This window comes from Ensifer sp. Root558 (assembly GCF_001427045.1).
Lineage (GTDB): Bacteria > Pseudomonadota > Alphaproteobacteria > Rhizobiales > Rhizobiaceae > Ensifer > Ensifer adhaerens.
This window is the reverse complement of the sequence record NZ_LMGC01000001.1, coordinates 841,608-866,658: the sequence shown is the minus strand read 5'-3', so window position 1 is coordinate 866,658 and position 25,051 is coordinate 841,608. Positions and strand designations below refer to the sequence as shown.

At 63.2% G+C, this 25,051-nt stretch carries 27 protein-coding genes; 18 read left to right on the top strand and 9 right to left on the bottom strand.

Annotation, left to right across the window (positions count from 1 at the left end; genetic code table 11):
- The first annotated feature begins 396 nt into the window (after positions 1 to 396).
- From ASD63_RS04275 to ASD63_RS04255, 5 genes are all read left to right on the top strand, one after another.
- Positions 397 to 864 carry a peroxiredoxin gene (locus ASD63_RS04275; protein ID WP_034794362.1) on the top strand — a complete coding sequence of 156 codons (468 nt, stop codon included), beginning with the start codon at positions 397 to 399 and terminating at the stop codon, positions 862 to 864.
- Between the two features lie 8 nt (positions 865 to 872).
- On the top strand, positions 873 to 1,700 hold the full coding sequence (locus ASD63_RS04270) for a ferritin-like domain-containing protein (RefSeq protein ID WP_034794364.1): 828 nt from the start codon (positions 873 to 875) through the stop codon (positions 1,698 to 1,700).
- Between the two features lie 104 nt (positions 1,701 to 1,804).
- Positions 1,805 to 3,139: a M23 family metallopeptidase gene (locus ASD63_RS04265; protein WP_034794366.1), complete on the top strand. Its 1,335-nt coding sequence runs from the start codon at positions 1,805 to 1,807 to the stop codon at positions 3,137 to 3,139.
- Between the two features lie 185 nt (positions 3,140 to 3,324).
- On the top strand, positions 3,325 to 4,833 hold the full coding sequence (locus ASD63_RS04260; RefSeq protein ID WP_034794369.1) for a DEAD/DEAH box helicase: 1,509 nt from the start codon (positions 3,325 to 3,327) through the stop codon (positions 4,831 to 4,833).
- A gap of 9 nt (positions 4,834 to 4,842) precedes the next feature.
- Positions 4,843 to 5,274: an NUDIX domain-containing protein gene (locus tag ASD63_RS04255; protein ID WP_034794370.1), complete on the top strand. Its 432-nt coding sequence runs from the start codon at positions 4,843 to 4,845 to the stop codon at positions 5,272 to 5,274.
- A gap of 188 nt (positions 5,275 to 5,462) precedes the next feature.
- Here the strand turns inward: ASD63_RS04255 and ASD63_RS04250 are convergent, their stop codons facing one another.
- From ASD63_RS04250 to ASD63_RS04220, 7 genes are all read right to left on the bottom strand, one after another.
- On the bottom strand, positions 5,463 to 5,780 hold the full coding sequence (locus tag ASD63_RS04250; protein WP_034794374.1) for a TfoX/Sxy family protein: 318 nt from the start codon (positions 5,778 to 5,780) through the stop codon (positions 5,463 to 5,465).
- Positions 5,773 to 7,401, bottom strand: coding sequence for a molybdopterin-binding/glycosyltransferase family 2 protein (locus tag ASD63_RS04245; protein ID WP_034794377.1), 1,629 nt, complete (start codon positions 7,399 to 7,401; stop codon positions 5,773 to 5,775). The genes ASD63_RS04250 and ASD63_RS04245 overlap by 8 nt, the downstream gene beginning before the upstream one ends.
- Positions 7,398 to 8,099 (bottom strand): XdhC family protein, encoded by a 702-nt coding sequence (locus tag ASD63_RS04240; RefSeq protein WP_034794379.1) that lies wholly within the window; start codon positions 8,097 to 8,099, stop codon positions 7,398 to 7,400. The genes ASD63_RS04245 and ASD63_RS04240 overlap by 4 nt, the downstream gene beginning before the upstream one ends.
- Before the next feature lie 2 nt (positions 8,100 to 8,101).
- Positions 8,102 to 8,434 (bottom strand): XdhC family protein, encoded by a 333-nt coding sequence (locus ASD63_RS04235; RefSeq protein ID WP_034794382.1) that lies wholly within the window; start codon positions 8,432 to 8,434, stop codon positions 8,102 to 8,104.
- Positions 8,431 to 9,726 carry a VWA domain-containing protein gene (locus tag ASD63_RS04230; RefSeq protein ID WP_051659307.1) on the bottom strand — a complete coding sequence of 432 codons (1,296 nt, stop codon included), beginning with the start codon at positions 9,724 to 9,726 and terminating at the stop codon, positions 8,431 to 8,433. Before ASD63_RS04230 ends, ASD63_RS04235 begins: the two co-directional genes overlap by 4 nt.
- On the bottom strand, positions 9,726 to 10,652 hold the full coding sequence (locus ASD63_RS04225) for a MoxR family ATPase (RefSeq protein ID WP_060528802.1): 927 nt from the start codon (positions 10,650 to 10,652) through the stop codon (positions 9,726 to 9,728). Before ASD63_RS04225 ends, ASD63_RS04230 begins: the two co-directional genes overlap by 1 nt.
- A 125-nt stretch (positions 10,653 to 10,777) precedes the next feature.
- On the bottom strand, positions 10,778 to 11,227 hold the full coding sequence (locus ASD63_RS04220; protein WP_082572787.1) for a flavin reductase family protein: 450 nt from the start codon (positions 11,225 to 11,227) through the stop codon (positions 10,778 to 10,780).
- Positions 11,228 to 11,564: 337 nt separating this feature from the next.
- Between ASD63_RS04220 and ASD63_RS04215 the strand changes: the two genes are divergently transcribed.
- The 7 genes from ASD63_RS04215 (at position 11,565) to ASD63_RS04185 (ending at position 17,536) form a co-directional block, all read left to right on the top strand.
- On the top strand, positions 11,565 to 12,656 hold the full coding sequence (locus ASD63_RS04215) for an ABC transporter substrate-binding protein (RefSeq protein ID WP_034794390.1): 1,092 nt from the start codon (positions 11,565 to 11,567) through the stop codon (positions 12,654 to 12,656).
- Positions 12,653 to 13,660, top strand: coding sequence for a P1 family peptidase (locus ASD63_RS04210; RefSeq protein ID WP_060528801.1), 1,008 nt, complete (start codon positions 12,653 to 12,655; stop codon positions 13,658 to 13,660). Before ASD63_RS04215 ends, ASD63_RS04210 begins: the two co-directional genes overlap by 4 nt.
- A 76-nt stretch (positions 13,661 to 13,736) precedes the next feature.
- Positions 13,737 to 14,414, top strand: a complete 678-nt coding sequence (rpe, locus tag ASD63_RS04205) for a ribulose-phosphate 3-epimerase (RefSeq protein ID WP_034794395.1) — start codon at positions 13,737 to 13,739, stop codon at positions 14,412 to 14,414.
- A complete protein-coding gene (locus ASD63_RS04200; protein ID WP_034794398.1) occupies positions 14,411 to 15,154 on the top strand; it encodes a DUF2259 domain-containing protein in 744 nt (247 codons plus the stop codon). Before rpe ends, ASD63_RS04200 begins: the two co-directional genes overlap by 4 nt.
- Positions 15,151 to 15,711 carry a hypothetical protein gene (locus tag ASD63_RS04195; RefSeq protein WP_082572765.1) on the top strand — a complete coding sequence of 187 codons (561 nt, stop codon included), beginning with the start codon at positions 15,151 to 15,153 and terminating at the stop codon, positions 15,709 to 15,711. Before ASD63_RS04200 ends, ASD63_RS04195 begins: the two co-directional genes overlap by 4 nt.
- 63 nt (positions 15,712 to 15,774) lie before the next feature.
- Positions 15,775 to 17,076 (top strand): adenylosuccinate lyase, encoded by a 1,302-nt coding sequence (purB, locus tag ASD63_RS04190; RefSeq protein ID WP_060528800.1) that lies wholly within the window; start codon positions 15,775 to 15,777, stop codon positions 17,074 to 17,076.
- A gap of 154 nt (positions 17,077 to 17,230) precedes the next feature.
- A complete protein-coding gene (locus ASD63_RS04185; protein ID WP_034794416.1) occupies positions 17,231 to 17,536 on the top strand; it encodes a PilZ domain-containing protein in 306 nt (101 codons plus the stop codon).
- 95 nt (positions 17,537 to 17,631) lie between these two features.
- Here the strand turns inward: ASD63_RS04185 and ASD63_RS04180 are convergent, their stop codons facing one another.
- The gene (locus tag ASD63_RS04180) at positions 17,632 to 18,447 is read right to left on the bottom strand and encodes a DUF2189 domain-containing protein (protein ID WP_060528799.1); all 816 of its coding nucleotides are present in this window, start codon (positions 18,445 to 18,447) and stop codon (positions 17,632 to 17,634) included.
- A gap of 260 nt (positions 18,448 to 18,707) precedes the next feature.
- Here ASD63_RS04180 and ASD63_RS04175 point away from each other — a divergent pair, with 260 nt between their 5' ends.
- Together ASD63_RS04175 and ASD63_RS04170 are read left to right on the top strand one after the other, a co-directional pair.
- On the top strand, positions 18,708 to 19,262 hold the full coding sequence (locus tag ASD63_RS04175; RefSeq protein WP_034794640.1) for an alpha/beta hydrolase: 555 nt from the start codon (positions 18,708 to 18,710) through the stop codon (positions 19,260 to 19,262).
- A gap of 178 nt (positions 19,263 to 19,440) precedes the next feature.
- Positions 19,441 to 21,963, top strand: a complete 2,523-nt coding sequence (locus tag ASD63_RS04170; RefSeq protein ID WP_060528798.1) for an EAL domain-containing protein — start codon at positions 19,441 to 19,443, stop codon at positions 21,961 to 21,963.
- Between the two features lie 59 nt (positions 21,964 to 22,022).
- Here the strand turns inward: ASD63_RS04170 and ASD63_RS04165 are convergent, their stop codons facing one another.
- On the bottom strand, positions 22,023 to 22,337 hold the full coding sequence (locus tag ASD63_RS04165) for an ATPase inhibitor subunit zeta (protein WP_034794424.1): 315 nt from the start codon (positions 22,335 to 22,337) through the stop codon (positions 22,023 to 22,025).
- Between the two features lie 331 nt (positions 22,338 to 22,668).
- Here ASD63_RS04165 and purC point away from each other — a divergent pair, with 331 nt between their 5' ends.
- The 4 genes from purC to ASD63_RS04145 all read left to right on the top strand — a co-directional run bounded on the left by purC (position 22,669) and on the right by ASD63_RS04145 (position 24,995).
- Positions 22,669 to 23,433 (top strand): phosphoribosylaminoimidazolesuccinocarboxamide synthase, encoded by a 765-nt coding sequence (gene purC, locus ASD63_RS04160; protein ID WP_034794646.1) that lies wholly within the window; start codon positions 22,669 to 22,671, stop codon positions 23,431 to 23,433.
- Between the two features lie 17 nt (positions 23,434 to 23,450).
- Positions 23,451 to 23,693: a phosphoribosylformylglycinamidine synthase subunit PurS gene (gene purS, locus ASD63_RS04155; protein ID WP_034794427.1), complete on the top strand. Its 243-nt coding sequence runs from the start codon at positions 23,451 to 23,453 to the stop codon at positions 23,691 to 23,693.
- 168 nt (positions 23,694 to 23,861) lie between these two features.
- Entirely contained in the window at positions 23,862 to 24,533 is a 672-nt protein-coding gene (gene purQ / locus ASD63_RS04150) for a phosphoribosylformylglycinamidine synthase subunit PurQ (RefSeq protein WP_034794430.1), read from the top strand.
- A 54-nt stretch (positions 24,534 to 24,587) separates the two neighbouring features.
- Entirely contained in the window at positions 24,588 to 24,995 is a 408-nt protein-coding gene (locus tag ASD63_RS04145; protein WP_034794436.1) for a hypothetical protein, read from the top strand.
- Positions 24,996 to 25,051 lie beyond the last annotated feature (56 nt).

The following is a 25,051-nucleotide window of genomic DNA, read 5'->3' as shown; positions in this document are numbered from 1 at the left end:
CCATACGATACGAGCTTCGTCGTCGCCCTCCGTCTCTGTCATTTCGGGGCGACCACTTCTCGCTTCTTGTAGACCACATGTCATCGTGCCGAGTCACCAAGGGACGCGGGACCATGCTGTGGAAAGCGACCACCTGCGATGGAATTCGCGCGCGCAGGCGACTGCAACGTTTCGTAGCGGCCCATGCCGTCCGAAACCTGTCGAATCTAGCACAAATGCGCTGGACGGCAGTCGACGATTTTCGCTATGCCCAACAGCGCCGCGTGCCTTGTGGCGCGCAAATGTCACTCGACTAGCTTGAGCACTGCACGTTTTGCCCTCTGGTCGGCAAAGACCAATGAAAACATGCAGTAGCGCCCGATTGTCTGCAAAACTTGGCGGAAGGAAGGTTTAATCATGGCAAGACCCGGTCCCGGAGATGTCGCTCCCGACTTCACCCTGCCGCGTGACGGCGGCGGTACGATTTCGCTCTCGGCCCTGCGCGGCCGCCCGGTTGTTCTGTTCTTCTATCCGAAGGACGATACGCAGGCCTGCACGCTTGAGGCGATCTCGTTTTCGGAACTTGCCGACGACTTCGCCGCAGCCGGCATAGCCCTGATCGGGCTTTCGCCCGACTCGGTGAAGAAGCACGACCGCTTCGCCAAGAAGCACAACCTGACGGTGCCGCTCGCTGCCGACGAGGAGAAGTCGGTCGTCGAAGCCTATGGCGTCTGGGTCGAGAAGATGATGTACGGGCGCAAGTACATGGGTGTCGAGCGCAGTACCTTCCTGATCGGCGCCGACGGTGTCGTCGTCAGAGTTTGGGAAAAGGTGAAGGTGGACGGCCACGCCCGCGAGGTCCTTGACGCCGCAAAGGCGATCTGAGGGCGCCGATGACGGAGTTGCCCGTGTTCCACAGCCTGCGGGGCGGTGCAGTCGAAGCGATCCGCGCCGCCGACCTCGAGGTCAAGACGGCGCTCGCGCAGGAAGCCGCCCGGCGCTGGCAGCGCCGCACGCTGTCGCTGCGCTCGCCGCTCGACCGGCCGGTGCCGGTGCGCCCAGGCCGACCGGACAAGCCGGTGCTGACGCCACCGACGCAGGTCAAGCGCCGGTCTCTCGGTTCGCTGAAGGGCCGAATCGCACTTCTGCACTCCATCGCCCATATCGAATTGAACGCCGTCGATCTCGCCCTTGATATCGTCGCCCGCTTTGCAACCGAGCCGGTGCCCAATTCCTTCTTCGACGGCTGGATGCGTGTCGCCTTCGAAGAGGCGAAGCACTTCCGCATGGTCCGCCAGCGCCTGAACGACCTCGGCGCCGACTATGGCGACCTGCCTGCCCATGACGGCCTCTGGCAGGCGGCGCACGATACGCGCAACGACCTGACGGCGCGGCTCGCCGTCGTGCCGCTCATTCTCGAAGCGCGCGGTCTCGACGTGACGCCAGCGCTTCAGGCCAAGATGCGCGAAACCGGCGACTTCGAGAGTGCGGCCGTGCTCGACGTCATCTACGAGGACGAGAAGGGCCACGTCGCCGTTGGCGCCAAATGGTTCCGCTTTCTCTGCGCCCGCGAGAAGAAGGACCCGGCAGCGACCTTCCAGCAGCTGGTGCGCGCCAATTTCCGCGGTCCCCTGAAGGCGCCGTTCAACGATATCGCCCGCGCCGAGGCCGGCCTGACGCCGTCGTTCTACCGCTCGATGACCGCTTCGACCAATCGATAGCGGACATCACCTTCCCGCAATCTTGCTTACCGATTGTTAACCCTAACAAAGTGTAATGATCCCCAGGTGATGCGAGGCAACGCGCACATGGCGGGAGAGAACGGGTGTCTGGACATCAGGCAAATCGTACCTTTGGAAAACGCAAGCAGAATCACGTCCTGATCCTGGCCAGCGGCGACAAGGTCCGGCACATGACCGTGCGCCCGTGGATGGCGGCGATCGCTGTCTCCTTTGCAGGCGTCTGCAGCATCGGCTATCTCGCGGCCACTTCCTATCTGGTTTTGCGCGACGACCTGATCGGCGGCACGATTGCCCGCCAGGCCCGCATGCAGCATGAATACGAGGATCGGATCACAGCGCTGCGGGCGCAGGTCGATCGGGTCACCAGCCGGCAACTGCTCGACCAGCAAGTGGTCGAGGAAAAGGTCGAGAAGCTGCTGCGCCAGCAGATGGCGCTGACCTCGCGCAACGGAAAGCTCGGCGCCCTGGTCGAAAGGGCCGAAAGTTCCGGCGTCACGACCGCAACCGATGCGCCTGCGGCCGTCGAGCCGCTTGCCTATGAAAAACGCGCCGATGCGAGCAGCAGCGGCAGTGTCAAGGCAATTGAGAAGCTGATGGGACTGAACGTTGCGCCGGTCAGTGCTGCAGCTGTCCCCGCCCTCGCCTATGCAGCACCCGATGCCGGCGAATCAAGTTCCGACCGCGCCGACCGGATTTTCTCAAAAGTGACGCTCTCGCTGAAGGATGTCGAGCGCGAGCAGATGACGCGGGTCCAGCGACTGACGGACGGTGCGGCGAAGACGTCGGATGCGATTCGTTCGATCGTCGGGCGCACCGGTGTCGACCTGCCCGTTGACGATGTCGCCGAGTTGATTCCGGCCAACGACATATCCGGCTCGGCCGAGACGGCGATCGGCGGCCCCTTCGTCGAGCCTGTGAACGATGACGATTTCGGCCGTTCGCTTGCCGCACTCGATACCGCACTCCTGGAGCTCGACCGCACGCGCGCCGAGGTCCGCAAGCTGCCCTTCGGCAACCCCTCGCCGGCCAGCGACATCACCAGCGATTTCGGCAACCGGCTTGATCCGTTTCTCGGGCGTCTGGCGCTGCATGCCGGCATCGACTTTCGCGCAACGGTCGGTACACGCATCCGCTCGGCCGCGCCTGGAACGGTGACCAATGCAGGGTTGACGGGCGGCTATGGAAACATGGTCGAGATCGACCACGGCAATGGTGTCGCGACGCGCTACGCCCACCTTTCCACCGTGCTGGTGAAAGCCGGCGACCGGGTGAAGGCTGGCGAAGTCATTGCCAAGTCCGGCAACACCGGGCGCTCCACCGGACCGCACCTACACTATGAAATCCGGCTGAACGGCAATGCCGTGGATCCCATGCGGTTTCTGGATGCGAGCACCAAGCTTGCGAGCTATATGAACTGACGCTGCCGCGCGGTTCCGCTTGACAAGAAATGCGACAGATTCGCCACTATTTACCTTTTACTGCTTCAACGTGCTGGATTTCTTGACTTTCGGCGGCGTTCAGCTTAAGAGCGCGGCCACGTGCTCGTGCGTTTTCCATCGATCGATCAGTGTTCTATTGAACCGGAACGGAAACAGATTTCCCTTTGACCAATTTTGCTGACCTTGGCCTGAGCCAAAAAGTTCTCTCCGCTGTCACCGATGCGGGCTACACAATCCCGACCCCGATCCAGACAGGCGCTATCCCGCCGGCGCTGCAGCGTCGTGATATTCTGGGCATCGCCCAGACGGGCACGGGCAAGACCGCTTCGTTCGTGCTGCCGATGCTGACGCTGCTCGAAAAGGGCCGCGCCCGCGCGCGCATGCCGCGTACGCTCATTCTGGAGCCGACGCGCGAACTCGCCGCACAGGTCGCAGAGAACTTCGACAAGTACGGCAAGAACCACAAACTAAACATCGCGCTTCTGATCGGCGGCGTGTCCTTCGACGAGCAGGACCGCAAGCTTGAGCGTGGCGCTGATGTGCTGATCTGCACGCCCGGCCGCCTGCTCGACCACTTCGAGCGCGGCAAGCTGCTGATGAGCGGCGTGGAAATCCTGGTCATCGACGAGGCCGACCGTATGCTCGACATGGGCTTCATTCCCGATATCGAGCGCATCGCCAAGCTGATCCCGTTCACGCGCCAGACGTTGTTCTTCTCGGCGACGATGCCGCCGGAAATCCAGAAGCTTGCCGACCGCTTCCTGCAGAACCCGGAGCGCGTCGAAGTCGCCCGCCCGGCTTCCACGGCTCAGACGGTGACGCAGCGCTTCGTTGCGGCGCATGCCAAGGATTACGAGAAGCGCGCGGTACTGCGTGATCTGATTCGCGCCCAGGACGAACTGAAGAACGCGATCATCTTCTGCAATCGCAAGAAGGATGTCGCCGACCTCTTCCGTTCGCTCGACCGCCACGGCTTCTCCGTCGGTGCGCTGCATGGCGACATGGACCAGCGGTCGCGCATGACGATGCTGGCCAACTTCAAGGACGGCAACATCAAGCTGCTCGTCGCCTCCGACGTTGCGGCCCGCGGCCTCGATATCCCTGATGTCAGCCACGTCTTCAACTTCGACGTTCCGATCCATGCGGAAGACTACGTCCACCGCATCGGCCGTACCGGCCGTGCCGGCCGCTCGGGCGCGTCCTTCACGCTGGTGACCAAGCGCGACACGAAATTCTCCGACGCCATCGAAAAGCTGATCGGCCAGAAGGTCGAATGGCTGAACGGCGACCTTTCCAATCTGCCTGAGCCGATGGAAAGCCACGATACCGGCCGCCGTGAACGCGGTCGTGATGGCCGCAAGGACCGGAAAAAAGATGGGGATCGCGGCTCCAAGGCCCGTTCCGATCATAAATCCGATACCGTGCGCGCCGATAGTGAGGCCGAAATTGAAACAGTCGTGGAAAGGGCGGAATCGGTGAAACCGGCACGCAGCGCAGAGAACAAGCAGGCACAGAACAACCGTGGCGATCGTCCGGTGCGTGCATCGAACCCTGCCAACGACGACAATCGCGACCGCCGCAACCGTCACCGCCGCGACTATGACGACGGCCCGACGCCCGTCGGCTTCGGCGACGAAATCCCTGCCTTCATGCTGATTGCCGGCAAGGCCTGATCCGAAAGGATGGGCCAGCCGGGCATCGATTTTCCGGGCTTCGGCTGCGGACTTGTCATCGTGCGCGATGGCAAGATTCTGCTCTACAGGCGCGTCAATGCGCCTGAGGCCGGGCATTGGAACATCGTCGGCGGCAAGGTAGATCACATGGAGCGTTCGCAGGCTGCGGCCTGCCGCGAGGCCGAAGAAGAATCCGGCCTCAAGATTGGCTCGACCGAATTCCTCTGCCTCAGCGAACAGGTGATCGACGCTGACCGCCAGCACTGGATCTCGATGATCTATGTGACCCGGGATTTCTCAGGTGAACCTCAACTCACCGAACCGGACAAGCTTTCCGAATTCGGCTGGTTTAGCCTCGACGCCCTGCCCCAACCGCTATCCCGCTTTACCGCCGATGCCGCCGATGCCTTGCGCAGGCATGAACAGGGCGTCGCCGCATAGCAGCCGCCCACCGGGGGCCGGTGTTCTTCGTACGTCCCTCGTTCTGTGCATTGCTGGTGCCGCTGTCGGCGGCGTTCCGCGGGCACCAACAGATCCGGCCGATGTCACTTAGGCGCGCCGATGGGAAACGTGGTGATCGTGTCAATATTTTCATCTGAGGCGCAGCTGCCGCGCATAGGCTGGACGGCCTACTTCCTGGAGCGTAGCGCCGCCTCATAGGCAAGCCGCACCCACCGCGCCATCTCGTCGGGATCGTCGAATGCGTCGTCCGGAATGCTCCAATAGGGCATCTTCACCGGCTTGCCCTTGCCGTCATAGGCCCATTGCCGCGAACCGGCCGCCTCCAGCGCCGGCGCTGTTTGCTCGTCGCCCTTCAGCAGAATTTCGCCATCGACCTCAAGGGCGAAGATCACACCCTGGCAATAAATGCCCTTGCCGCCGAACATCCGCTTGATGGTCACCGGCCCGAGGACCGCGAACATGTCTTCGATTGCGGCATTATCCACGCGTCTGTTCCTCCAAGATACCGCCGGCGGCGACGATCTGTTCCGGCGTGTCGAGATCGAGGCGCGCCGCCGCGCCGAGTTCGACATCGATGACCGGCAGCCCGCTCTTTTCGATAATGTGCCTTGCACCAACGTCTCCGACCAGTTGCTTGATCGCCGAAAATGTCTGTCGCGGCAGGATCACCGGATTGCCGCGCTGTCCGCCTGCGGTCGCGCGGATGATGGAGCGGCCACCTTCGGCGACGAAACGTTCGATGAGCCGGCGCAGATCGTCGCCGGTTATCCCGGGCATGTCTGCAAGCATCACCAGCATGCCCGGCGCCCGCGCCCCGACTGCCGAAAGCCCGGCCGTCAGCGAAGAGGCCATGCCCGAAATGTAGTCGGGGTTGGAAACGAACGTCACCGGCAGTCCTTGCAGCGCATAGCGGATATCGGCCTCGCGGTGGCCGGTCACGACGCTGACCTTGCCCGGAGCGGCCTTAAGCGCGGCTTCGACGCTGCGGCGCACGAGCGGCACGCCATCGAAAGTTGCGAGAAGTTTGTGCCCGCCGTCAGCGCCCATACGGCTGGCCCGGCCAGCGGCCAGAACGACGACTGAAACCGAGCCGGATGACAACTCCGTTGCATGTTCGCGTGGCTGCGGCCGGGTCGGGATCTCACTCAACAAGCCGCCGACGCCAAGGCCGGTAATATCGTCGAAACTCGGCCACTCGCCGGCAAGGATCCGGTCGAGGATCCAGTCGAAACCATTCTCGCGCGGGCTGCGGGCGCAGCCGGGTGCACCGATGACCGGCGTTTCGCCGACGCGGCCGAGAACGAGAAGATTACCGGGGTCAACAGGCATTCCCACATGATCGACCACGCCACCGGCCCGCCGGATCGCCGCCGGAATGACGTCTTCGGGATCGGCGACCGCCGAAGCGCCGAAGACGATCAGCAGGTCGTGCGTTGATCGCATTTCGGCGATCGCCGCCCCCACGGCGTCTTCCCTATGCGCGACGCGCCGTTCGGTGAAGAGTTCGCTTCCGGCCTGTCGCAGCCGCGCCGCGAGGATGGCATGGGTCTTGTCCATGACCTGGGATTTGAGGTTCGGCAACTCCGTTGCTATCAAGGCTGCGCGGCGCGGCGCGAACGGCTTGACCTCGAAGGCGCGATGGTCGCGCAGAAGCCTCTCCGCCTGCTCGACGAAGGCGCCGGCGACCGCAAGCGGGATGATCTTGATCGTTGCGACCATATCGCCGGGCTGCACCGGCATATGGTCGTCGAGACAGGCGAAGGTGATGGAGGGATCTAGGCGGTTCAAGCGATCGACAATTTCGCGGCTCGCAACGAAGAGGCCGGCGACCTCGGAATAGACGTTGACGCGGCCGGTCGCTGCCCGCGAAAACCGGAGATGATCGGGGGCCACGGCCGCGGCAATGCGCGTGGCCGCCTCGTCTTCCGGGAGGTCGCCGGCATCAAGGCGGGCGGCCACCACCTCCACGACACCTGAAGCGGTCAAAGCGACGATGTCGGCGGATGTGACCCGGTGCCCCTTCGGCAGCCTGGCATCACCGACCTTCACCGCATGTGCGAGCATCGCGCCCTCTGCTTCTGCGACCTTGATCGGGCCGAACCTCATGCTTCACTCCCTGCGGAAGCAACGTCACGCCGTCGCAGCGCCTCGATGATTTCGGCGAGGATCGCAACCGCGATTTCGGCAGGACTTGCCGCGCCGATATCGAGACCGATCGGTGCACGGATGCGGGCCATGTCAGCATCGGCGACACCCGCATGCCGCAGTCGTTCGATCCGTGTGGCATGTGTCTTGCGGCTGCCGAGTGCACCGACATAGAAACAACCGGCCGACAGTGCCGCCCGGATCGGTTCGTCGTCGATCTTCGGGTCATGCGTCACGGCTGCAAGTGCCGTGAAGCGGTCGAGCGGTCTGAGTTTCAGGGCGTCCTCCGGCCAATCGGCGATGAGGTCGACGCCGGCAAAACGTTCCGGCGTGGCAAAGGCCGTACGCGGATCGATGATGGTCATGTCGAAGCCGGCAACGGGCGCAAGCTGCGCCAGGGCCTGTGAAATATGCACCGCGCCGATGACGAGGATGCGCGGCGGCGGCAGGTAGACATTGAGGAAGAAGGAGCCCTGCCCGGTTTCGACGATCCCGGCTCGGCCGGACCGCAAGGCACGGGCAACGGCTTCGCGCCAGGGTTCTGGACAGTCGTCGCCTTCGAGGTAGACGCGGACACCACCGGTAAGATCGCTGACGGTGACGGCGGCGCGGCGGGCCGCGCGCGCAAGATTGAGTGTTTCCAGGATCGCCTGTTCCATCGTCAGCCGTTAACCCGTTCCACGAGGACCCGGATCCGGCCGCCGCAGGAAAGCCCGACGCGCCAGGCGGTCTCGTCCGCGACGCCGAAGTCGAGAACGCGCGAGGTGCCAGAGGCGATCACGTCGGCCGCTTCGGTGATGACCGCGCCCTCGACGCATCCTCCCGAAACAGAGCCCTGAAAATTGCCCTCACTATCGATCACCAGATGGCTGCCGACCGGCCGTGGCGCCGAGCCCCAGGTCTCGATCACCGTTGCGATCGCCACCCGGCGTCCTTCCTTCAGCCAGGCTTCGGCGATGTCGAGCGGATCGAGAACATTGACTGCCTGCCTCATGCCTGCCACCTCCCATGCGCGCCGGTCACCGTGGCCCGGCCAGGCTCTAGGAACCGCCGCGGGTCCGCCTGGCGGGAGCGCTGCCCGGACAGCGCCTTCACCAGTTCGCCAATCGATTCAAGATTGTGCACGGCCCGGAATTCGTCAACATGCGGCAGCATCGCCCGCACACCGCGCGCCCGCGCCTCGAAGCCGTCGAAGCGCAGCAGCGGGTTCAGCCAGATCAGCCGCCGACAGGATCGGTGCAGGCGGTCGATTTCGATTTCGAGATCGGCGACGTCATCGCGCTCCAGACCGTCGGTGATCAGAAGCACGATCGCGCCCTGCCCGAGCACGCGCCGCGACCAGCGCCGATTGAACTCATGCAAGGTCTCGCCGATGCGCGTGCCGCCGGACCAGTCCTTGACCGCAGCGACGCAGTCGTCGATCGCCGCATCGGGATCGCGATTGCGCAATTGGCGCGAGACATTGGTCAGCCGGGTTCCGAAGAGGAAGGTATGAACGCGCCGCCGTTCCTCGGTCAGCGCATACAGAAAGTGCAGAAAGATGCGGGTGTACTGGCTCATCGAGCCGGAGATGTCGGCGAGCACGACAAGCGGCGGATGAACGACGCGCCGCTCCCGAAACCTCGGAAGGATCAGTTCGCCGCCAAAGCGCATGGCGTCGCGCATGGTGGCGCGCGGGTCGATGCGGATCTGACGCTTCGAGGGGCGGAAGCGGCGCGTGACGACGCGGTCCATCGGTAGCGTCAATGCCGAAAGCGCGCGCTTGGCCTCGGCAAGCTCGGCAGCGCTCATCTGCGCGAAGTCGGCCCGGCGCAAAAGCTCGCGACCGGAGACCGTGAAACGTGCATCGACTTCGATCTCCGGCTCGTCGCGCGGCGGTCGATCGGCCTCGTGGCCAGAAAGCAGCGCGTCGCTGACGCGGGTCTCGCCTGCCCGGCGCTGCTGCCGTTCGCTCTCGCGTTCCGGCGCCAGCGGCGACATCATCGCGATCATTTTTTCGACGAGACCGCGCGACCGCCAGAACAAGCGAAACGCCTCGTCGAAGACCGGCTGATCTTCGTGACGTTTGACGAAGACGCATTGCAGCGCGGCGTAGAACGCGTCCCGTCCACCGATCCCGATCAGCGCCACCGCATCGATGGCGTCGGCGATGGCGCCTGGCCCGATCTTGATGCCGGCGCGCCGGAGCGCGCGCGCGAAGAAGACAATATTGTCGGCAAGCCGTCCGTCGCCTGCCGCGATTGGCGGGGGAACATCGTCCCTGTGCTGTTCCCGCGCCTCCGTCATCAGCTTGCCGCCAGCAATTCCGCCTTGACCTCGGAGAGCAGCTTTCGCCCCTCTGCCCCCTCTATCCTGGCGATGTCGTCCTGGTATTTGAGTAGGGTGCCAAGCGTGTCGGCGATCGTCTCTGGATCGAGCGCCAGCCGGTCGAGTTCCGTCAGCGCCGTTGCCCAGTCGATGGTTTCGGCAACGCCCGGGTTCTTGAAGAGGTCGATCGTGCGCAGCCGCTGCACATAGGCGATGACTTCCCGTGACAAGGTGGCATTGCAGCCGGGAACCTTGCGGCGAATGATCTCCAGTTCCTGCGCCGCCTTGGGATAATCGACCCAATGATAGAGGCAGCGGCGCTTCAGTGCGTCATGGATCTCGCGGGTGCGATTGGTGGTGATGATGACAACAGGCGGTTCGTCCGCCCGGATCGTACCAAGTTCCGGAATTGTCACCTGGAAATCGGACAAAACTTCCAGCAGGAACGCCTCGAAGGCTTCATCTGTCCGGTCGAGCTCGTCGATCAGGAAAACGGGCGCACGTCCCGAATTGGAGGAAATGGCCTGCAGAACCGGGCGGCGGATCAGGAAACGTTCGGAGAAGATGTCGCTTTCGACCCGCTTGCGGTCGACCTTGCCGGATGCTTCCGACAGGCGGATTTCGAGCATCTGCGCCGGATAGTTCCACTCGTAGACCGCCGAGGCGACGTCGAGACCTTCGTAGCATTGCAGCCGGATCAACGGCCGGTCGAGCGCCTTGGCCAGAACCTTGGCGATCTCCGTCTTGCCGACGCCGGCTTCGCCCTCAAGAAAAAGCGGGCGCTTCATCCGGAGTGCAAGAAACAGCACCGTCGCCAGCGCCGTGCCGGCGAGATAATCATGTGCCTCCAGCAGTGCCATCGTCTCTTCGATGGACTGTGGCAGGCCCGTTGCCGCCTGTGCCATGTCTCCTCCACCACGGCCCGAATCGATCGCTGGATGCTGGAAGGGGGCAAAATCCACCGGCCAACTCAACGACTTAGAGCGATCTTCTCATGTTGCGATGAGCAGTCGACCGCTGAGTAAAAAACTTATAGCGAGTGGTATCCGCGGTCCACATAAATGAGCGGCGGGCGGGACGGCCCGATCGCGACGTCGACAACCTCGCCAAATAGCACCAGATGCGTGGCGATCGTCTTCACCTCGACCAGACGGCAATCGAAAGCGGCGGTGGCATTGACGAGGATTGGCGCACCGGTCCTAAGCCGCGTCCACTGTCCGAGCGCAAAACGCAGATCCATGTCGAGCTGGTCGCGGCCGGAGAAGCCATGGGCAAGCGCCCGGTGCTCGTCGCCGAGCAGGTTGAGTGCAAAGCTGTCGCTGCGCGTGAAGATATCGTTGCGCGGATTGGCGCCGTTCAGGCAGACGAGAACCGTCGGCGGGCTATCGGAAACCGAGCAGGCCGCAGTCACAGTGACGCCGCGCCGCTCGCTGCCGTCAGCGGCGGTGATGATCTGCACGTGACCGGCCAGGCGGCTCATCGCGTCGCGATAACTGATAGGGTCCAGCCGGGTCTTCTCCAACACATCTTTCTCCGGGCGATGTCAGGCACATACATAGACGCTGGCGGAAAATATGAAACCCGCCGGAGGGAGAATCTTGCACATCTGCGACGTGGCCGTGACGCAGATTGAACCTTCTTCGCCAGGAGCGGCATCTTTTCCTTTGACGCCGGGAGGCACATCCTTAAAACATGCGGCAACGACCGTGCCTCGCGTCTGACGCGAGCGGCAACGGAACAGGAAGCTGTGGTGGCTCGCCGTAGGACTTTGCCCGGATCGGTTCGGTCGGGAAAGCTTGCGGCGGCGGAGTAAGTGAATGCGTCGATCCATTGTCAGCAGCCTTATCCTTGCCGGACTGGTACAGGCAACGCCGGCTTTGGCGGCCGGCATCAAGGTGGCGGTCGTGGCGCCTGTGGAAGGTCCGTTCGCGCCGCTCGGCAAGCAGATTGTCGACGGCGCCGGCTTCAAGGCCGGTGATCGCGGCAGCGAGATCGTCGTCATTCCCGAGACCTGCGATACCGCCGGCAGCGAGGCACTGACCAAAGCGCTGCTTGCCGCAGGTGCCGAGGCCGCAGTCGGCTTTCTCTGCACCGAAAGCCTGGATGCGGCGCTTCCGGCACTGACCGAGGCGGGCTTGCCGGCGATCACGCTCAGCGTGCGCTCCGATATCCTGATGGAAGACGCGCTCAAGAACAAATGGCCGCTCTTCCGCCTCGCACCGAGCGGCAATGCCGAGGCTACGGCGATCGTCGATGCCATCGTCAACCGCTGGAAGGACAAGCCCATCGCGCTCGTCGACGATGGCACGATCCACAGCCGGGAACTGGTCGAGGCCGTGCGCGCAGCACTCGCCGAAATCGGCATGACGCCGGTCTTCAGCGACACCTACCGGCCGGCGCAGGAGCAGCAGATCAACCTCGTGCGGCGCCTGGTGAAAAGCGGTGCAACCCACGTCTTCACCGGCGGCGACCGGCAGGATACCGCCGTGATCGCCCGCGATGCCATTGGCGAAGGCGCGAGCCTTACCTTGCTTGGCGGCGATGCCTTGAATGCGGCCGATCTCACTGTCCCGCTTGCCGATGGCGTGCTTGCGGTAACGCTGCCGGATGCGGCGCAGTCGCCGGAGGGCAAGCCCTTTGCCGACGAAATGCGCGCCGCCGGCATCGAGCCGGAAGGCTATGTGATGCCGGCTTTCGCCGTGATGGCTTTGCTGGAGGAAGCCAAGGACCGGGCAGCACAGGACGACAAGTCGCTGATCGAAGCGATCGCCGGCAAGGGGCCCTACCCGACCGTTCTCGGCCTCACCGCCTTCAACGCTGGGCACGAGCGCGCCGACAACCCCTACCGTTTGATGCAGTGGCAAGGCGGCCATTTCGCGCCCGCGGCCGCTGAAGGAGCCGCCCCATGATGCGTCCCGGACCGCTGAACCTGATCACCGATGTCAAAGGTCTGACGGTCGGCAACGCCGAGGACCATCGCCTGAAATCGGGCGTCACCGCGATCGTCTGCGACCCCCCCCCGACGGCTGCGGTCCAGGTCCTGGGCGGTGCGCCGGGAACCCGGGAGACCGACCTGCTCGATCCGCACAATACGGTACAGACGGTCGATGCGCTCGTTCTTTCCGGCGGTTCGGCCTTCGGGCTCGATGCCGCGTCCGGTGCTCAGGCGGCGCTCAGGGAAATGGGTCGCGGCTTCGCCGTCGGCCCACACCGGATACCGATCGTACCGACGGCGATCCTCTTCGACCTCATCAACGGTGGCGACAAGGATTGGGGCCGATTCCCGCCCTATCGCGAACTCGGCTTCGAGGCCGTCGGGCGGGCCGGCGCGACATTTTCGACCGGTTCGGCAGGCGCCGGCACAGGCGCGCTGACCGCGAGCCTGAAGGGCGGTCTCGGTTCGGCATCCACAGTTCTGCCGAACGGTATCACCATCGGCGCCCTCGTCGCCGTCAATGCGCTCGGATCCGCCACCGTCGGCGACACCGGGCATTTCTGGTCTGCGCCCTTCGAACTGGAGAGCGAGTTCGGCGGACTTGGCCTGCCCCACCCGATGCCGGCCGATGCGGCCGACATCCGCATCAAGTTCCGCGACCGCCAGGCCGCCGTGGCCAATACAACGATCGCGGTCATTGCGACGGATGCGGTGCTGACGAAGGCCGAAGCCAAGCGCCTGGCGATTGCCGCCCATGACGGCTTCGCCCGCGGGCTCTGGCCGGCGCACACGCCGCTCGACGGCGATCTGATCTTCGCGCTTGCGACCGGCGCCAGCGGCAAGACGCCGACAACAGAGGATTTCATCGATCTCGGCGCCGTTGCAGCCTCGACCATGGCGCGCGCGATCGCCCGCGGCGTCCACGACGCAACGCCGGCGGAAAACGATCTCATGCCCTGCTGGTCAGAGCGTAGCTGACGCAGCTTTGATCGCAGGCATGTTGTTTGCGGGGCTCGGCGGTGCTATTCCCGCGGAAAACACGCTGGAGTGCGCCATGACCCACCCTATCCGCATTGCCCCGTCGATCCTGGCGGCCGATTTCTCCAAGCTCGGCCAGGAGGTTCGCGATGTCGTCGATGCCGGCGCGGACTGGATCCATCTCGATGTCATGGACGGTCATTTCGTGCCGAACATCACCTTCGGCCCGGATGTCATCAAGTCTCTGCGTCGCTACACCGATGCGACGTTCGACTGCCACCTGATGATTTCGCCGGCCGACCCGTTCCTCGAAGCCTTCGCCAAGGCCGGCTGCGATATCCTGACGGTGCACGCGGAAGCCGGTCCGCACCTGCACCGCTCGCTGCAGACGGTCAGGTCGCTCGGCAAGAAGGCCGGCGTGTCGCTCAATCCGGCAACGCCAGAAAGCGCGATCGAATACGTGCTCGATCAGCTTGACCTGATCCTCGTCATGACCGTCAATCCGGGCTTCGGTGGGCAGAAGTTCATCGACGCCACCGCGGAAAAGATCCGCCGCATCAAGGCGATGATCGGCGATCGACCGATCGAGATCGAAGTCGACGGCGGTATTGCGCCTGAAACGGCAGCCATTGCCACCGGCGCCGGCGCCAATGTTCTCGTTGCCGGCTCGGCGATCTTCAAGGGCGGCTCGGTCGAGGCCTATCGCTCGGCGATCGAAGCGATCCGTGCGCCGGCCGAGAAGGCTTATCGATGACGACACGCGCGGCAATTTCCGGCCTTTGTTGCCTGGCCGCGGCCGCCGCTGCATCGCCGGCGCTTGCTGGCGACTATGCCGCGTTGCAGCCGATCGGCTTTTCCGCCGATGGCAATGTCTTTGCCTTCGAGGAATATGGCGTTCAGGACGGCTCCGGCTTTCCGTATTCGACCATCTATGTGATCGACACGCGCAATGACAGCTTCCTGCCGGGTGCACCGGTGCGCGCTGTCAGTCGCGAAGATGGCAGCCCGCTGTCGAAGGCGCGCCATGAAGCCCGCCGTCGGGCTGCGCCCCTGATCGATGCCTATCGCCTGGCCGATGCACCCGGGTTGCTCGCAGCCTTCAACCCGATCACGGAAACCAACGCCAAGCCGCACTCGCTGACCTACGATGCCTTTGCAGCCGATGAAGCGTTCCGCGAGACCTATACGGTAACGCTCGAGGAAAAGACCTTCGAGCCGGACGGCATCTGCAAAGACTTCCTGAAGGAAGCCAAGGGTTTCCGTCTGTCGATGACGATGAAGGCGGGCGCACCGGCAAGCGACGTGCTTCAGGACGACAGCCGCATACCGGAAAGCCGCCGTTGCCCCACCGGCTACCTGGTCGGCGGCGCCATCACCCACCGCAACGACGACGGTTCGGAAACCCATGTGATCATGGTGCTTGTGAAGTCGCTCGGCTTTGAAGGCACGACGGACGGGCGCTGGATCGCGGTCCCGACGCGGATCGCGAAATGAACGAAGCGGCCGCCAGCGTCGAAGCGAAAGCAGGGCGTGCGGCGGTCGGTGCCCGGAAGCGGACCCGCCTTGCCCGGTCCGTGCCGAGCGTTCCGTTGCTGCTCCTTGGCGCACCCTTGTGGAGCGCGTCAATGACGCTATCGGCGTGGTTTGCGCTGTGGCTGCGGGAACGGGACGTGACCTTTCATCTGGCCGAACTTCTTTGGGTTTTCGGGGCCGGCGCTTTGCTCGCCTGGCCGCCGGCGCTGTTTCTCGCCCGCTTCGCGGCGATCGGACGCGGCGTAGAAACGCGTTTCGCCGCCTATCTCTTCTTCCTTTCGCTCGGCACGATCGGGATGACGGCATTGCTCTTTGCGCTCGACTACCGCGAGTTCTATGCGCAGTGGCACGCCCCGATCGGAACCACGACCTGGCTCTTCCAGTTCGCCTTTACGACGCTGATCGCCTTCTACCAGTTTCTCGTCATGGGCCTTCGCCTCTATTTGCCGATCGGCGGTGTTATACTGCTCGCCGTCTGCCTGTGGCTGGCAAGCGATCGCCGTGCGCAACGGCGTTGAGCTTCGCGGCTATCTTTGCTAGAGGCACGACCATCCCTCCACTGACGACGAAAGCTTAAGCCCATGATCCCCCGTTACTCCCGACCGGAAATGGTGGCCATCTGGTCGCCGGAAACGAAATTCCGCATCTGGTTCGAGATCGAGGCCCACGCCTGCGATGCGCTTGCCGAAATCGGCGTGATCCCGAAGGATGCTGCGCGCACGATCTGGGAAAAAGGCGGCGCTGCCACTTTCGACGTCGCCCGCATCGACGAGATCGAGGCCGTCACCAAGCATGACGTCATTGCCTTCCTGACGCATCTCGCCGAATTCGTCGGCCCGGACAGCCGCTTCATCCACCAGGGCATGACCTCGTCCGACGTTCTGGATACCTGCTTCAACGTGCAGCTGGTCCGCGCGACCGACCTGCTGCTCGCCGACCTCGACAAGCTGCTCGAAGCGCTGAAACGCCGCGCTTTTGAACACAAGGAGACGGTGACGATCGGCCGTTCGCATGGCATCCATGCCGAGCCGACCACCTTCGGCGTCAAGCTGGCGCTCGCCTATGCCGAGTTCGACCGCTGCAAGCAGCGCCTGCTGGCCGCACGCGAAGAAGTCGCCACCTGCGCGATCTCCGGCGCCGTCGGCACTTTCGCCAACATCGACCCGCGCGTTGAAGAACACGTAGCCGAGGCGCTCGGGCTGAAGCCGGAACCGGTTTCGACCCAGGTCATCCCGCGCGACCGCCATGCCATGTACTTCGCCACCCTCGGCGTCATTGCCTCGTCGATCGAGCGCCTGGCGACGGAAGTTCGTCACCTGCAGCGCACCGAAGTGCTTGAAGCGGAGGAGTATTTCTCGCCGGGCCAGAAGGGCTCGTCGGCGATGCCGCACAAGCGGAACCCGGTTCTGACCGAAAACCTCACGGGTCTCGCCCGTATGGTTCGCGCCTTCTCGATCCCGGCCATGGAAAACGTTGCGCTTTGGCATGAGCGCGACATTTCGCACTCCTCGGTCGAGCGCATGATCGGCCCGGATGCAACGGTGACGCTCGACTTCGCGCTCGCTCGTCTGACCACCGTTATCGACAAGCTGCTCGTCTACCCCGAGAACATGATCAACAACATGAACAAGTTCCGTGGGCTCGTGCATTCGCAGCGCGTGCTGCTGGCGCTGACGCAGGCCGGCGTGTCGCGTGAGGACGCCTACCGCCTCGTGCAGCGCAACGCCATGAAGGTCTGGGAACAGGGCAAGGACTTCCTCGAAGAACTGCTCGCCGACGCGGAAGTTCGCGCGGCCCTTTCCGAGGAAGATATCCGCGAAAAGTTCGATCTCGGCTATCACACCAAGCACGTCGACACGATCTTCAAGCGCGTCTTCGGCTGAGGTTCTGCGCTGAGCGGACGGCCGTAGGCCTTTGGTTTTTGTTGCCATGCCCGCATTTGGAGCACATCGCTCAAATGCGGGCATTTGCGTTAGCAGGAAATTCACGCATTGCGTGCAAAGCTCAGGGCCTGTCAATCCAGGTTCTGAGGATCACATGGCCTACAAGGACAGTGTCGAGCGGGCGACGCAGCGCACGCAAACGAAAATTACAGGTACGGTGACCGTCAAGTCCGGCTCCAGCAGCGGCATCGTCAAGGACCTTTCTGCCGAGGGCATCTGCTTTCAGCTGCTCTTCGACATCGGCGCCAAGACGGGACAGGAAGTGACGATCAGAAGCGAGGAACTCGGCTTCCTGACCGGCATGGTGCGCTGGTATCGCGGCGACAAGATCGGCATCAAGCTCAACCTGTCGTCCAACACCGCGGCGCAGATCTCATCTTACTACAAGCATTTTCGCTAGGCCGAGATTTTCGGCAACACGCCACAAGCGCCGCAGGTCGATCGACATGCGGCGCTTTTTTATGAGCGGTTACATTCGCCTTCGGCTGTCGGCGATCAGTGTGAACGCGCGCGCGGACCGGGCTCCACCATCTTGCGATAGAGGTGCCAGGTGGCGTGTCCGAAGATCGGCATGATGACGGCGAGGCCGACGAAGACCGGGATCGAGCCGATAACCAGACCGGCGGCGATAATGAAGCCCCAGACGGCGACGGGCACCGGGTTGACGAGCGTTGCGCGAATGGAAGTCTCGACCGCCGATACGGCGCCGACGTCCCGATCGATCAGCAACGGAAACGACACGACGGATGTCGCCAGAACGATGACGGCGAAGACGAAGCCGACAGCGTTGCCGACGAGGATCAGGTTCCAGCCCTGGTCAGTGCCGATGATACCGTTCCAGAAGGCTGCAATCGAATCCGGCGGTTCCGCCCCGAAGATCTGCACATAGAGCGCCTGGGCGACGAGCAGCCAGATGATGAAGACAACGAACAGCATGGCGGCGACGGCCATGATCGACAGCAGCGCCGGAGAGCGGTGCAGGCGAAGGGCGTGCGGCCAGGAGTAGTCCATGCCGAGTTCTCGCCGTCGGCTGATTTCATAAAGCCCGATCGCAGCGACTGGGCCGATCAGAGCGAAGCCGGAGACAAGAGGATAAAGCAGCGGCAGCATGTTGGCGCCCGCGCTCCAGGTGATCAGAACGACACCCGCGATCGGGTAGATCAGGCAAAGAAAGACGTAGTGCGATGGTTTCTCGCGAAAATCGTCAAAGCCCAAGCGTAAGGCGTCGAATACATCCGCGACGCCAATCTTTTTTATTCCGGGATGGGCGACACTCGCGTCCGCTCCCGAAAGGACATGGAATGTTGTCATGGCTCACACTCCTCAACGAACCAGAGCGGCCACGGAACAAAGATGCGACGAACCAAGCCGCACCATCCGCGACCGTCCCTTCGATTATACAGAAAATGCGACCGCTGTCGCCTGCCGCCTCTCGCCACGTTAAGCGGCCTATTGGAGCGCGAACATCGGGCTCGTCGGGCAGGCTCCCATGGGTGGCTTCGAGGCCCTGAAGCACGGGTAATGCTGAAGGTCTTGACTTCCGCGCCTTTCAGCGCCACATCGCGGCCACCATGAAAGTATCCGACGCTCATATCCTCATCGTTCCAGGCTACACCAACTCCGGACCGGAGCACTGGCAGACCCGCTGGGAGCGCAAGATGTCGACCGCACGCCGCGTCGAGCAGGCGGAGTGGGCAAAGCCTGTCCGCGAGGATTGGGTGGCGCGCATGATCGAAGAGGTCAATGCGGCGGAAAAGCCTGTGGTCATCGTCGCCCATTCGCTTGGCGTCGCAACCGCCGTGCACGCCCTACCCCATTTCACCAAGCCGATCGCCGGCGCCTTCCTGGTGGCACCTCCTGATGTTGCCAACCCGGCGATCCGTCCGAAGCATCTGATGACCTTCGGTCCCTACCCGCGCGATCCGCTTCCCTTCCCGTCGCTGATGGTCGCCAGCCGCAACGATCCGTTCGGTTCCTACGAGCATGCGGACGACATCGCCAACGCCTGGGGTTCGCTGCTCGTCGATGCCGGAGAGTCCGGCCACATCAACACCGAGTCCGGCCACGGGCCGTGGCCGGAGGGAACGATGGTCTTCGCCCAGTTCTTGAGCCGGCTTAAACCCTGACGCGCCCGATCAACCTGTCGACGCCTTATTAATCCGACGTTCATTGTCCGCGGTCATCATCGCCGGCACGACGCGACTCGTCTCATGATGGTGCCGAGCGCTGTCGAACCTTGATCTGCGCCGGCATTGACCGGATCGTTCCGCTTGGTTGCTCGGCCGCAGATACTGGACATGGGAAGTGGCCGTAAACGAACGTCTCACCAAAGGTGCGCAAGGCGCACCGGCGCATCCGGATGCTCTGACGCAGGCCACCTTGGAACGGTTGCCGGCAGGCGCGGTCATTGTCGATGCGCACGGACGGATCCTGGCCGCTAACGTCCTTGCCGGCGAAGTGTTCGGCCGCACGCTTGTACAATTGCGACACGCCTTTCTGAATGACTTCGTGGCGGAAGAGGACCGGTCGCGCGTGCCGCCGCGCGCCACATCGACGGTCGCCGAGACGATCCATTTCCTTGGTCCCGACCGCTCCGTGCCGATGCTCGTTGCCTGTTCGCCGGTACGGTTCGCGGATGAAGCCGCCTCGCTGCTGCTGATGTTGCCGGCCGATGACTTCGTCAACGAGATCGCCGGATTGCGCAACGACGAGACCCGCTGGAAATATGCCCTGGACGGCGCGCTTGAGGGTGTCTGGGATCACGACTTCGAAACCGGAGACCTGTTTTACTCGGCCACCTGGAGGCGGCTTCGTGGCCTGTCCGAAGACGCCCAGGTGGATGGTACCCTTGAAAACTGGATCCAGAACGTTCACCCCGACGATCATGCGCATGTGCGCGCCGCGATCGAGCGGCAGGATTCCGGCGAGGCGATCTTCAACACTTTCGAGTATCGAGAGCGTCACGCCGACGGTCACTGGATCTGGATCGAAAGCCGCGGCGCCTCGGTTGCCTACTGGCCGGATGGCAGGCCGAGCCGCATCATCGGGACGGATACCGACATCACCGCCCGCAAGGAGGCCGAGGCCCGGCTCGAGGAGGTCTCCCGCCGACTGAGGCTGGCGCTCGGCGTCTCGAAGATCGGCGTGTTCGACTTCAATCTCGATGCACTGCGCGACGACTGGGACGAGCGCATGTTCGAGATTTATGGTCTCGACCTCGCCGACGGCGCACCAAGCTCTGAGACCTGGGAAAACTCCCTTCACCCCGACGATCGCGATGCCGTGGTCCTCAGAACCAACGAAGGCATCGCCTCGGGTAAACCCTACAGCAATGCTTTCCGTATTGTGCGCCCGGACGGTTCCGTCCGCCACATCCGCTCCAATGCCGCGACCTATGTCGATCATCTCGGAACTCGCAAGCTCATCGGCGCCAACTGGGACGTTACCGAGGACATCGCGCTGCAGGAAGAACTGCGCCAGGCGAAAGCATCGGCCGAAGGGCGCAACCGTGAACTCGAGCAGGCGCGGATCAGGATCGAGTACAACGCGCTGCACGATTACCTGACCGACTTGCCCAACCGTCGCTACCTGGATCAGATGCTGACGGAGAATGTCGCAGTCAACGCGATCCTGCATATCGATCTCGACCGCTTCAAGCAGATCAACGATACGCTCGGACACCAGGCCGGAGACGCGATGTTAACGCATGCGGCCGCGATCCTGCGTGCCCACGCCCGCCACGACGATTTTATCGCCCGCATCGGCGGCGACGAGTTCGTCATTCTCTGCCGCCGGAACCGCGACCTGCCGCAGCTGACCGAGCTTGCCGAGCGCATCGTCCATGCCTTCCGCCGCCCCATTCCCTATGACGGTCAGCTCTGCCGCCTGGGCGCAAGCATCGGCATCGCCTTCAAGGGGGGCGAAGACATCGACGCCAAACAGCTGCTGATGAATGCCGACATCGCCCTCTATCGGGCAAAGAGCGTCGGGCGCGATCGCGTCGAAGTGTTCTCCGAGCTCATTCAAACCCAGATCCTCAACGCCAAGCGCATCGGCGACGATATTCGCCAGGCGATCGAGGAAGGGCAGTTCACCGTCTATTACCAGCCGCAGTTCCATGCGCGCTCGCTGGAGATATCCGGCGTCGAGGCGTTGGTGCGGTGGAACCACCCGGAGCGCGGCATCCTCACCCCCTTCCATTTCCTGAAGGTGGCCGAAGAGATCAACGTCCTGCCGGCGATCGACAGGAAGGTGGTCGAGCTCGCCTATCGCGACTTTCAGTCCTGGCAAAAGGAAGGGCTCGCCGTTCCCAAGATCTCGGTCAACATGTCGTCGCCGCGGCTGCGCGACCCAGGATTGATCGCCGATCTGCGCGACATGCGGATCCCGCCGGGCATCCTTTCCTTCGAGCTGCTCGAGTCCATCTTCCTCGATGACCCGGAAGACGAAATCGCCGGGACCATTTCAGCTCTCGGCGACCTCGGCATCGAAATCGAGATTGACGATTTCGGCACCGGGCATGCCTCGATCATCGGCCTGCTCAACCTCAATCCGGCCCGGCTCAAGATCGACCGGGCGCTCGTTGGACCGATGACCGAAGGTGCCAAGCAGGCGAAGCTGGTGCGCGCGATCGTCGACATCGGCCACTCGCTCAACATCGCTGTCGTCGGCGAAGGCGTGGAGACCTGGGAGCACGCGGCGATGCTGCGGGACCTCGGCTGCGACGTGCTGCAGGGCTATGCGCTTGCGCGGCCGATGGATCGGCTGGAGCTGGAGCAGCGTTTGCGCCGCGGCTGGAAGCCGGTGTTCGGCGGTCCGGACAAATAAAAACCGCCCGGCCAGATGGACGGGCGGCGCTTCAATGAATGCGGCAACAGCCTTTCGGCTTACTTGCTCTGGAGCTGCTGGACGGCTTCGCCGAGCAGTTCGAGCATCCGCACGCGGATCTGCTCTTCGGTCTGGGCAACGCCTGCCGCGTCGAAATCCGCCTTGATCTTGCGAACGACGTCTTCATGGCCGGCTTCTTCGAAATCGGCAGCCACCACTTCGCTGGCATAGGCGTCGGCGTCGGCCTTGCCGAGCAGGCCGGCGGCCCACAGACCGAGCAGCTTGTTGCGACGCGCTTCAGCCTTGAACCTAAGCTCTTCGTCCATCGCAAACTTTGCTTCGAAGGCCTTTTCGCGATCCTGCATCGACGTCATCAATCAATCTCCCTGAGAATTCCATGTCTGAAATCAGTTTATCGCCATAAATCAAAACGCGGGTCAAACTGCAATGTGAACTTTTCCGGTTTGATGACTTTCATGTTACCCTTTGTGCGGTTCCTCAGATCGCATTTGATCAAGGATCAGGACATCGCCGCTTCGTGAGGCGGCAGCAACCTTGGCGCACTTTGAGAAGGCGCGCGGCGCCCCATGCAAATCAGGGGAACGGGCAGATACGCCGATTGTGAAATCGGTTCTTTTCGGCTATGGACCCCGAGAGATGTTCCACGCGCGTCCCGAGAGCGCCAACAACTACAGAGACAAATCCATGAATCGTCGCCGCCGTATCTACGAGGGCAAGGCCAAGATCCTCTATGAGGGTCCAGAGCCGGGCACGCTCATCCAGTTCTTCAAGGACGACGCGACCGCCTTCAACAAGAAAAAGCACGACGTCATTGACGGCAAGGGTGTGCTGAACAACCGGATTTCCGAGTACATCTTCACGCACCTCAACAAGATCGGCATCCCCACGCACTTCATCCGCCGCCTCAACATGCGCGAGCAGTTGATCAAGGAAGTCGAGATCATCCCGCTTGAGATCGTCGTGCGCAACGTCGCCGCCGGCTCGCTGGCCAAGCGTCTCGGCATCGAGGAAGGCACGGTCCTTCCCCGCTCGATCATCGAGTTCTACTACAAGGCCGATGCGCTCGAAGACCCGATGGTCTCCGAAGAGCACATCACCGCGTTTGGCTGGGCAAGCCCGCAGGAACTCGACGATATCATGGCGCTCGCCATCCGCATCAACGACTTCCTCTCGGGCCTGTTCCTCGGCGTCGGCATCCAGCTCGTCGATTTCAAGATCGAGTGCGGCCGGCTGTTCGAAGGCGACATGATGCGCATCGTGCTTGCCGACGAGATCTCGCCGGACAGCTGCCGTCTCTGGGACATCGAGACGCGCGAGAAGCTCGACAAGGATCGTTTCCGCCGCGACCTCGGCGGCCTCGTCGAGGCCTACCAGGAAGTCGCCCGCCGTCTCGGCATCATGAATGAGAACGAACCCGTGCGCGGCACCGGTCCGGTTCTCGTGAAGTAACTTCGGGGAAAATCAAAGTGATCAAGGCACGTGTAACCGTGACGCTGAAGAACGGCGTTCTCGATCCGCAGGGCAAGGCAATCGAAGGTGCGCTCGGCGCACTCGGCTTCGACGGCATCGGCCAGGTTCGCCAGGGCAAGGTCTTCGACCTGCAGATCGAATCCGCAGACAAGGCCAAGGCCGAGGAAGACCTCAAGGCCATGTGCGAAAAGCTGCTCGCCAACACGGTCATCGAGAACTACAGCATCTCCTTCGCCTGATCCTGCAGGCGACGGAATCGTTCCGCGTCTTCGGGCGCGGAACCAGACGTTACGAAATGCCGGAGCAGCCGCTGGTCCCCTCGGGAACGCCGCTGCCATAGTCGCAGCAGATGCCAGCTCTTCGGAGCGCGCCATCAAGATTGATCTCGCCGTATCGGAGACAGAGATATGAAGTCAGCCGTCGTCCAGCTTCCGGGCCTCAACCGCGACCGCGACATGATCGCGGCCCTCACCAAGATCTCCGGCAAGGCGCCTGTCACCGTCTGGCAGACCGAGACCGAGATTCCGGATGTCGACCTGATCGTCATTCCCGGCGGTTTCTCCTATGGCGACTACCTTCGCTGCGGCGCGATCGCTGCACGCATGCCGGTCATGCAGGCGATCAAGGCCAAGGCGGAAAAGGGCGTGAAGGTTCTCGGCGTCTGCAACGGCTTCCAGATCCTCGTCGAGGCCGGCCTCCTGCCCGGCGCGCTGATGCGCAATGCCTCGCTGAAATTCGTCTGCCGCGAGATCAAGCTCGAAGTTGTCAACGCCGACACCGACTTTACCCGCGCCTATTCCAAGGGCCAGGTCATCCGTTCGCCGGTCGCCCATCACGACGGCAACTACTTTGCCGATGCCGAGACGCTGAAGACGATCGAAGGCAATGGCCAGGTGGTCTTCCGTTACGCCGAAGGCACCAATCCGAACGGTTCGATGAACGATATCGCCGGCGTCATGAACGCTGCGGGCAACGTTCTCGGCATGATGCCGCATCCGGAAAACCTGATCGAAGCCGCCCATGGCGGTTCCGACGGCCGCGGCCTCTTCGCGTCTGCGCTCGAAGTAATCGCCGCTTAACCATCCGGCTGTAGAAGGCATCCGACCCATCCCCATTTGCGAGCGAGACCGTCGATGCCTTCATTTGCCCCTGCACGCCTGACCGGCCTTGCCTGCACGGCCTTCGGTCTAATGCTTCTGGCCTCGTGCCAATCGCCGAAGCCGCCGGCCCCGAGCCCGAACACGGCGGCGCTGCCGACCATGGAACGCGTGGCGCTCGGCGCCAACAGCTGCTGGTTCAAGTCGGGCGATGCGGAATTCAAGTCTTATCGCCTGGCGCCCGAGCTCAATTCCTTCTCCGGCCGTCCGCGCATCTTGATCGTGCCGCGCAAGTCGCCGGAGGCACGCCCCCTCGCCGTCGTTCAGGCCGAGGGCAATCCGGCCCGCCTGCAGGCCTTCGGGCCGCTGATGAGCGAGCCGACGGGAACGCGCATGGCCGCAGACATCAAGCGCTGGGCCGCTGGCGGACAGGGCTGCAAATAGCCCCAAGCTGAACTTGTCGAATTGATTAAAGGGCCGGTTGACCTCAAGGTTGCCGG

What these genes read in the sequence shown, in the direction of transcription:
- purB (WP_060528800.1), top strand. Translation starts at nt 15,775, where the DNA reads ATGATCCCCCGTTACTCCCGACCGGAAATGGTGGCCATCTGGTCGCCG.
- purC (WP_034794646.1), top strand. Translation starts at nt 22,669, where the DNA reads ATGAATCGTCGCCGCCGTATCTACGAGGGCAAGGCCAAGATCCTCTAT.
- ASD63_RS04270 (WP_034794364.1), top strand. Translation starts at nt 873, where the DNA reads ATGACGGAGTTGCCCGTGTTCCACAGCCTGCGGGGCGGTGCAGTCGAA.
- ASD63_RS04255 (WP_034794370.1), top strand. Translation starts at nt 4,843, where the DNA reads ATGGGCCAGCCGGGCATCGATTTTCCGGGCTTCGGCTGCGGACTTGTC.
- ASD63_RS04165 (WP_034794424.1), bottom strand. Translation starts at nt 22,337, where the DNA reads ATGACGTCGATGCAGGATCGCGAAAAGGCCTTCGAAGCAAAGTTTGCG.
- ASD63_RS04245 (WP_034794377.1), bottom strand. Translation starts at nt 7,401, where the DNA reads ATGAGGTTCGGCCCGATCAAGGTCGCAGAAGCAGAGGGCGCGATGCTC.
- rpe (WP_034794395.1), top strand. Translation starts at nt 13,737, where the DNA reads ATGACCCACCCTATCCGCATTGCCCCGTCGATCCTGGCGGCCGATTTC.
- purQ (WP_034794430.1), top strand. Translation starts at nt 23,862, where the DNA reads ATGAAGTCAGCCGTCGTCCAGCTTCCGGGCCTCAACCGCGACCGCGAC.
- ASD63_RS04240 (WP_034794379.1), bottom strand. Translation starts at nt 8,099, where the DNA reads ATGGAACAGGCGATCCTGGAAACACTCAATCTTGCGCGCGCGGCCCGC.
- ASD63_RS04220 (WP_082572787.1), bottom strand. Translation starts at nt 11,227, where the DNA reads ATGAGCCGCCTGGCCGGTCACGTGCAGATCATCACCGCCGCTGACGGC.
- ASD63_RS04145 (WP_034794436.1), top strand. Translation starts at nt 24,588, where the DNA reads ATGCCTTCATTTGCCCCTGCACGCCTGACCGGCCTTGCCTGCACGGCC.
- ASD63_RS04235 (WP_034794382.1), bottom strand. Translation starts at nt 8,434, where the DNA reads ATGAGGCAGGCAGTCAATGTTCTCGATCCGCTCGACATCGCCGAAGCC.
- ASD63_RS04180 (WP_060528799.1), bottom strand. Translation starts at nt 18,447, where the DNA reads ATGACAACATTCCATGTCCTTTCGGGAGCGGACGCGAGTGTCGCCCAT.
- ASD63_RS04215 (WP_034794390.1), top strand. Translation starts at nt 11,565, where the DNA reads ATGCGTCGATCCATTGTCAGCAGCCTTATCCTTGCCGGACTGGTACAG.
- ASD63_RS04225 (WP_060528802.1), bottom strand. Translation starts at nt 10,652, where the DNA reads ATGGCACAGGCGGCAACGGGCCTGCCACAGTCCATCGAAGAGACGATG.
- ASD63_RS04175 (WP_034794640.1), top strand. Translation starts at nt 18,708, where the DNA reads ATGAAAGTATCCGACGCTCATATCCTCATCGTTCCAGGCTACACCAAC.
- ASD63_RS04195 (WP_082572765.1), top strand. Translation starts at nt 15,151, where the DNA reads ATGAACGAAGCGGCCGCCAGCGTCGAAGCGAAAGCAGGGCGTGCGGCG.
- ASD63_RS04230 (WP_051659307.1), bottom strand. Translation starts at nt 9,726, where the DNA reads ATGACGGAGGCGCGGGAACAGCACAGGGACGATGTTCCCCCGCCAATC.
- ASD63_RS04275 (WP_034794362.1), top strand. Translation starts at nt 397, where the DNA reads ATGGCAAGACCCGGTCCCGGAGATGTCGCTCCCGACTTCACCCTGCCG.
- ASD63_RS04200 (WP_034794398.1), top strand. Translation starts at nt 14,411, where the DNA reads ATGACGACACGCGCGGCAATTTCCGGCCTTTGTTGCCTGGCCGCGGCC.
- ASD63_RS04210 (WP_060528801.1), top strand. Translation starts at nt 12,653, where the DNA reads ATGATGCGTCCCGGACCGCTGAACCTGATCACCGATGTCAAAGGTCTG.
- ASD63_RS04185 (WP_034794416.1), top strand. Translation starts at nt 17,231, where the DNA reads ATGGCCTACAAGGACAGTGTCGAGCGGGCGACGCAGCGCACGCAAACG.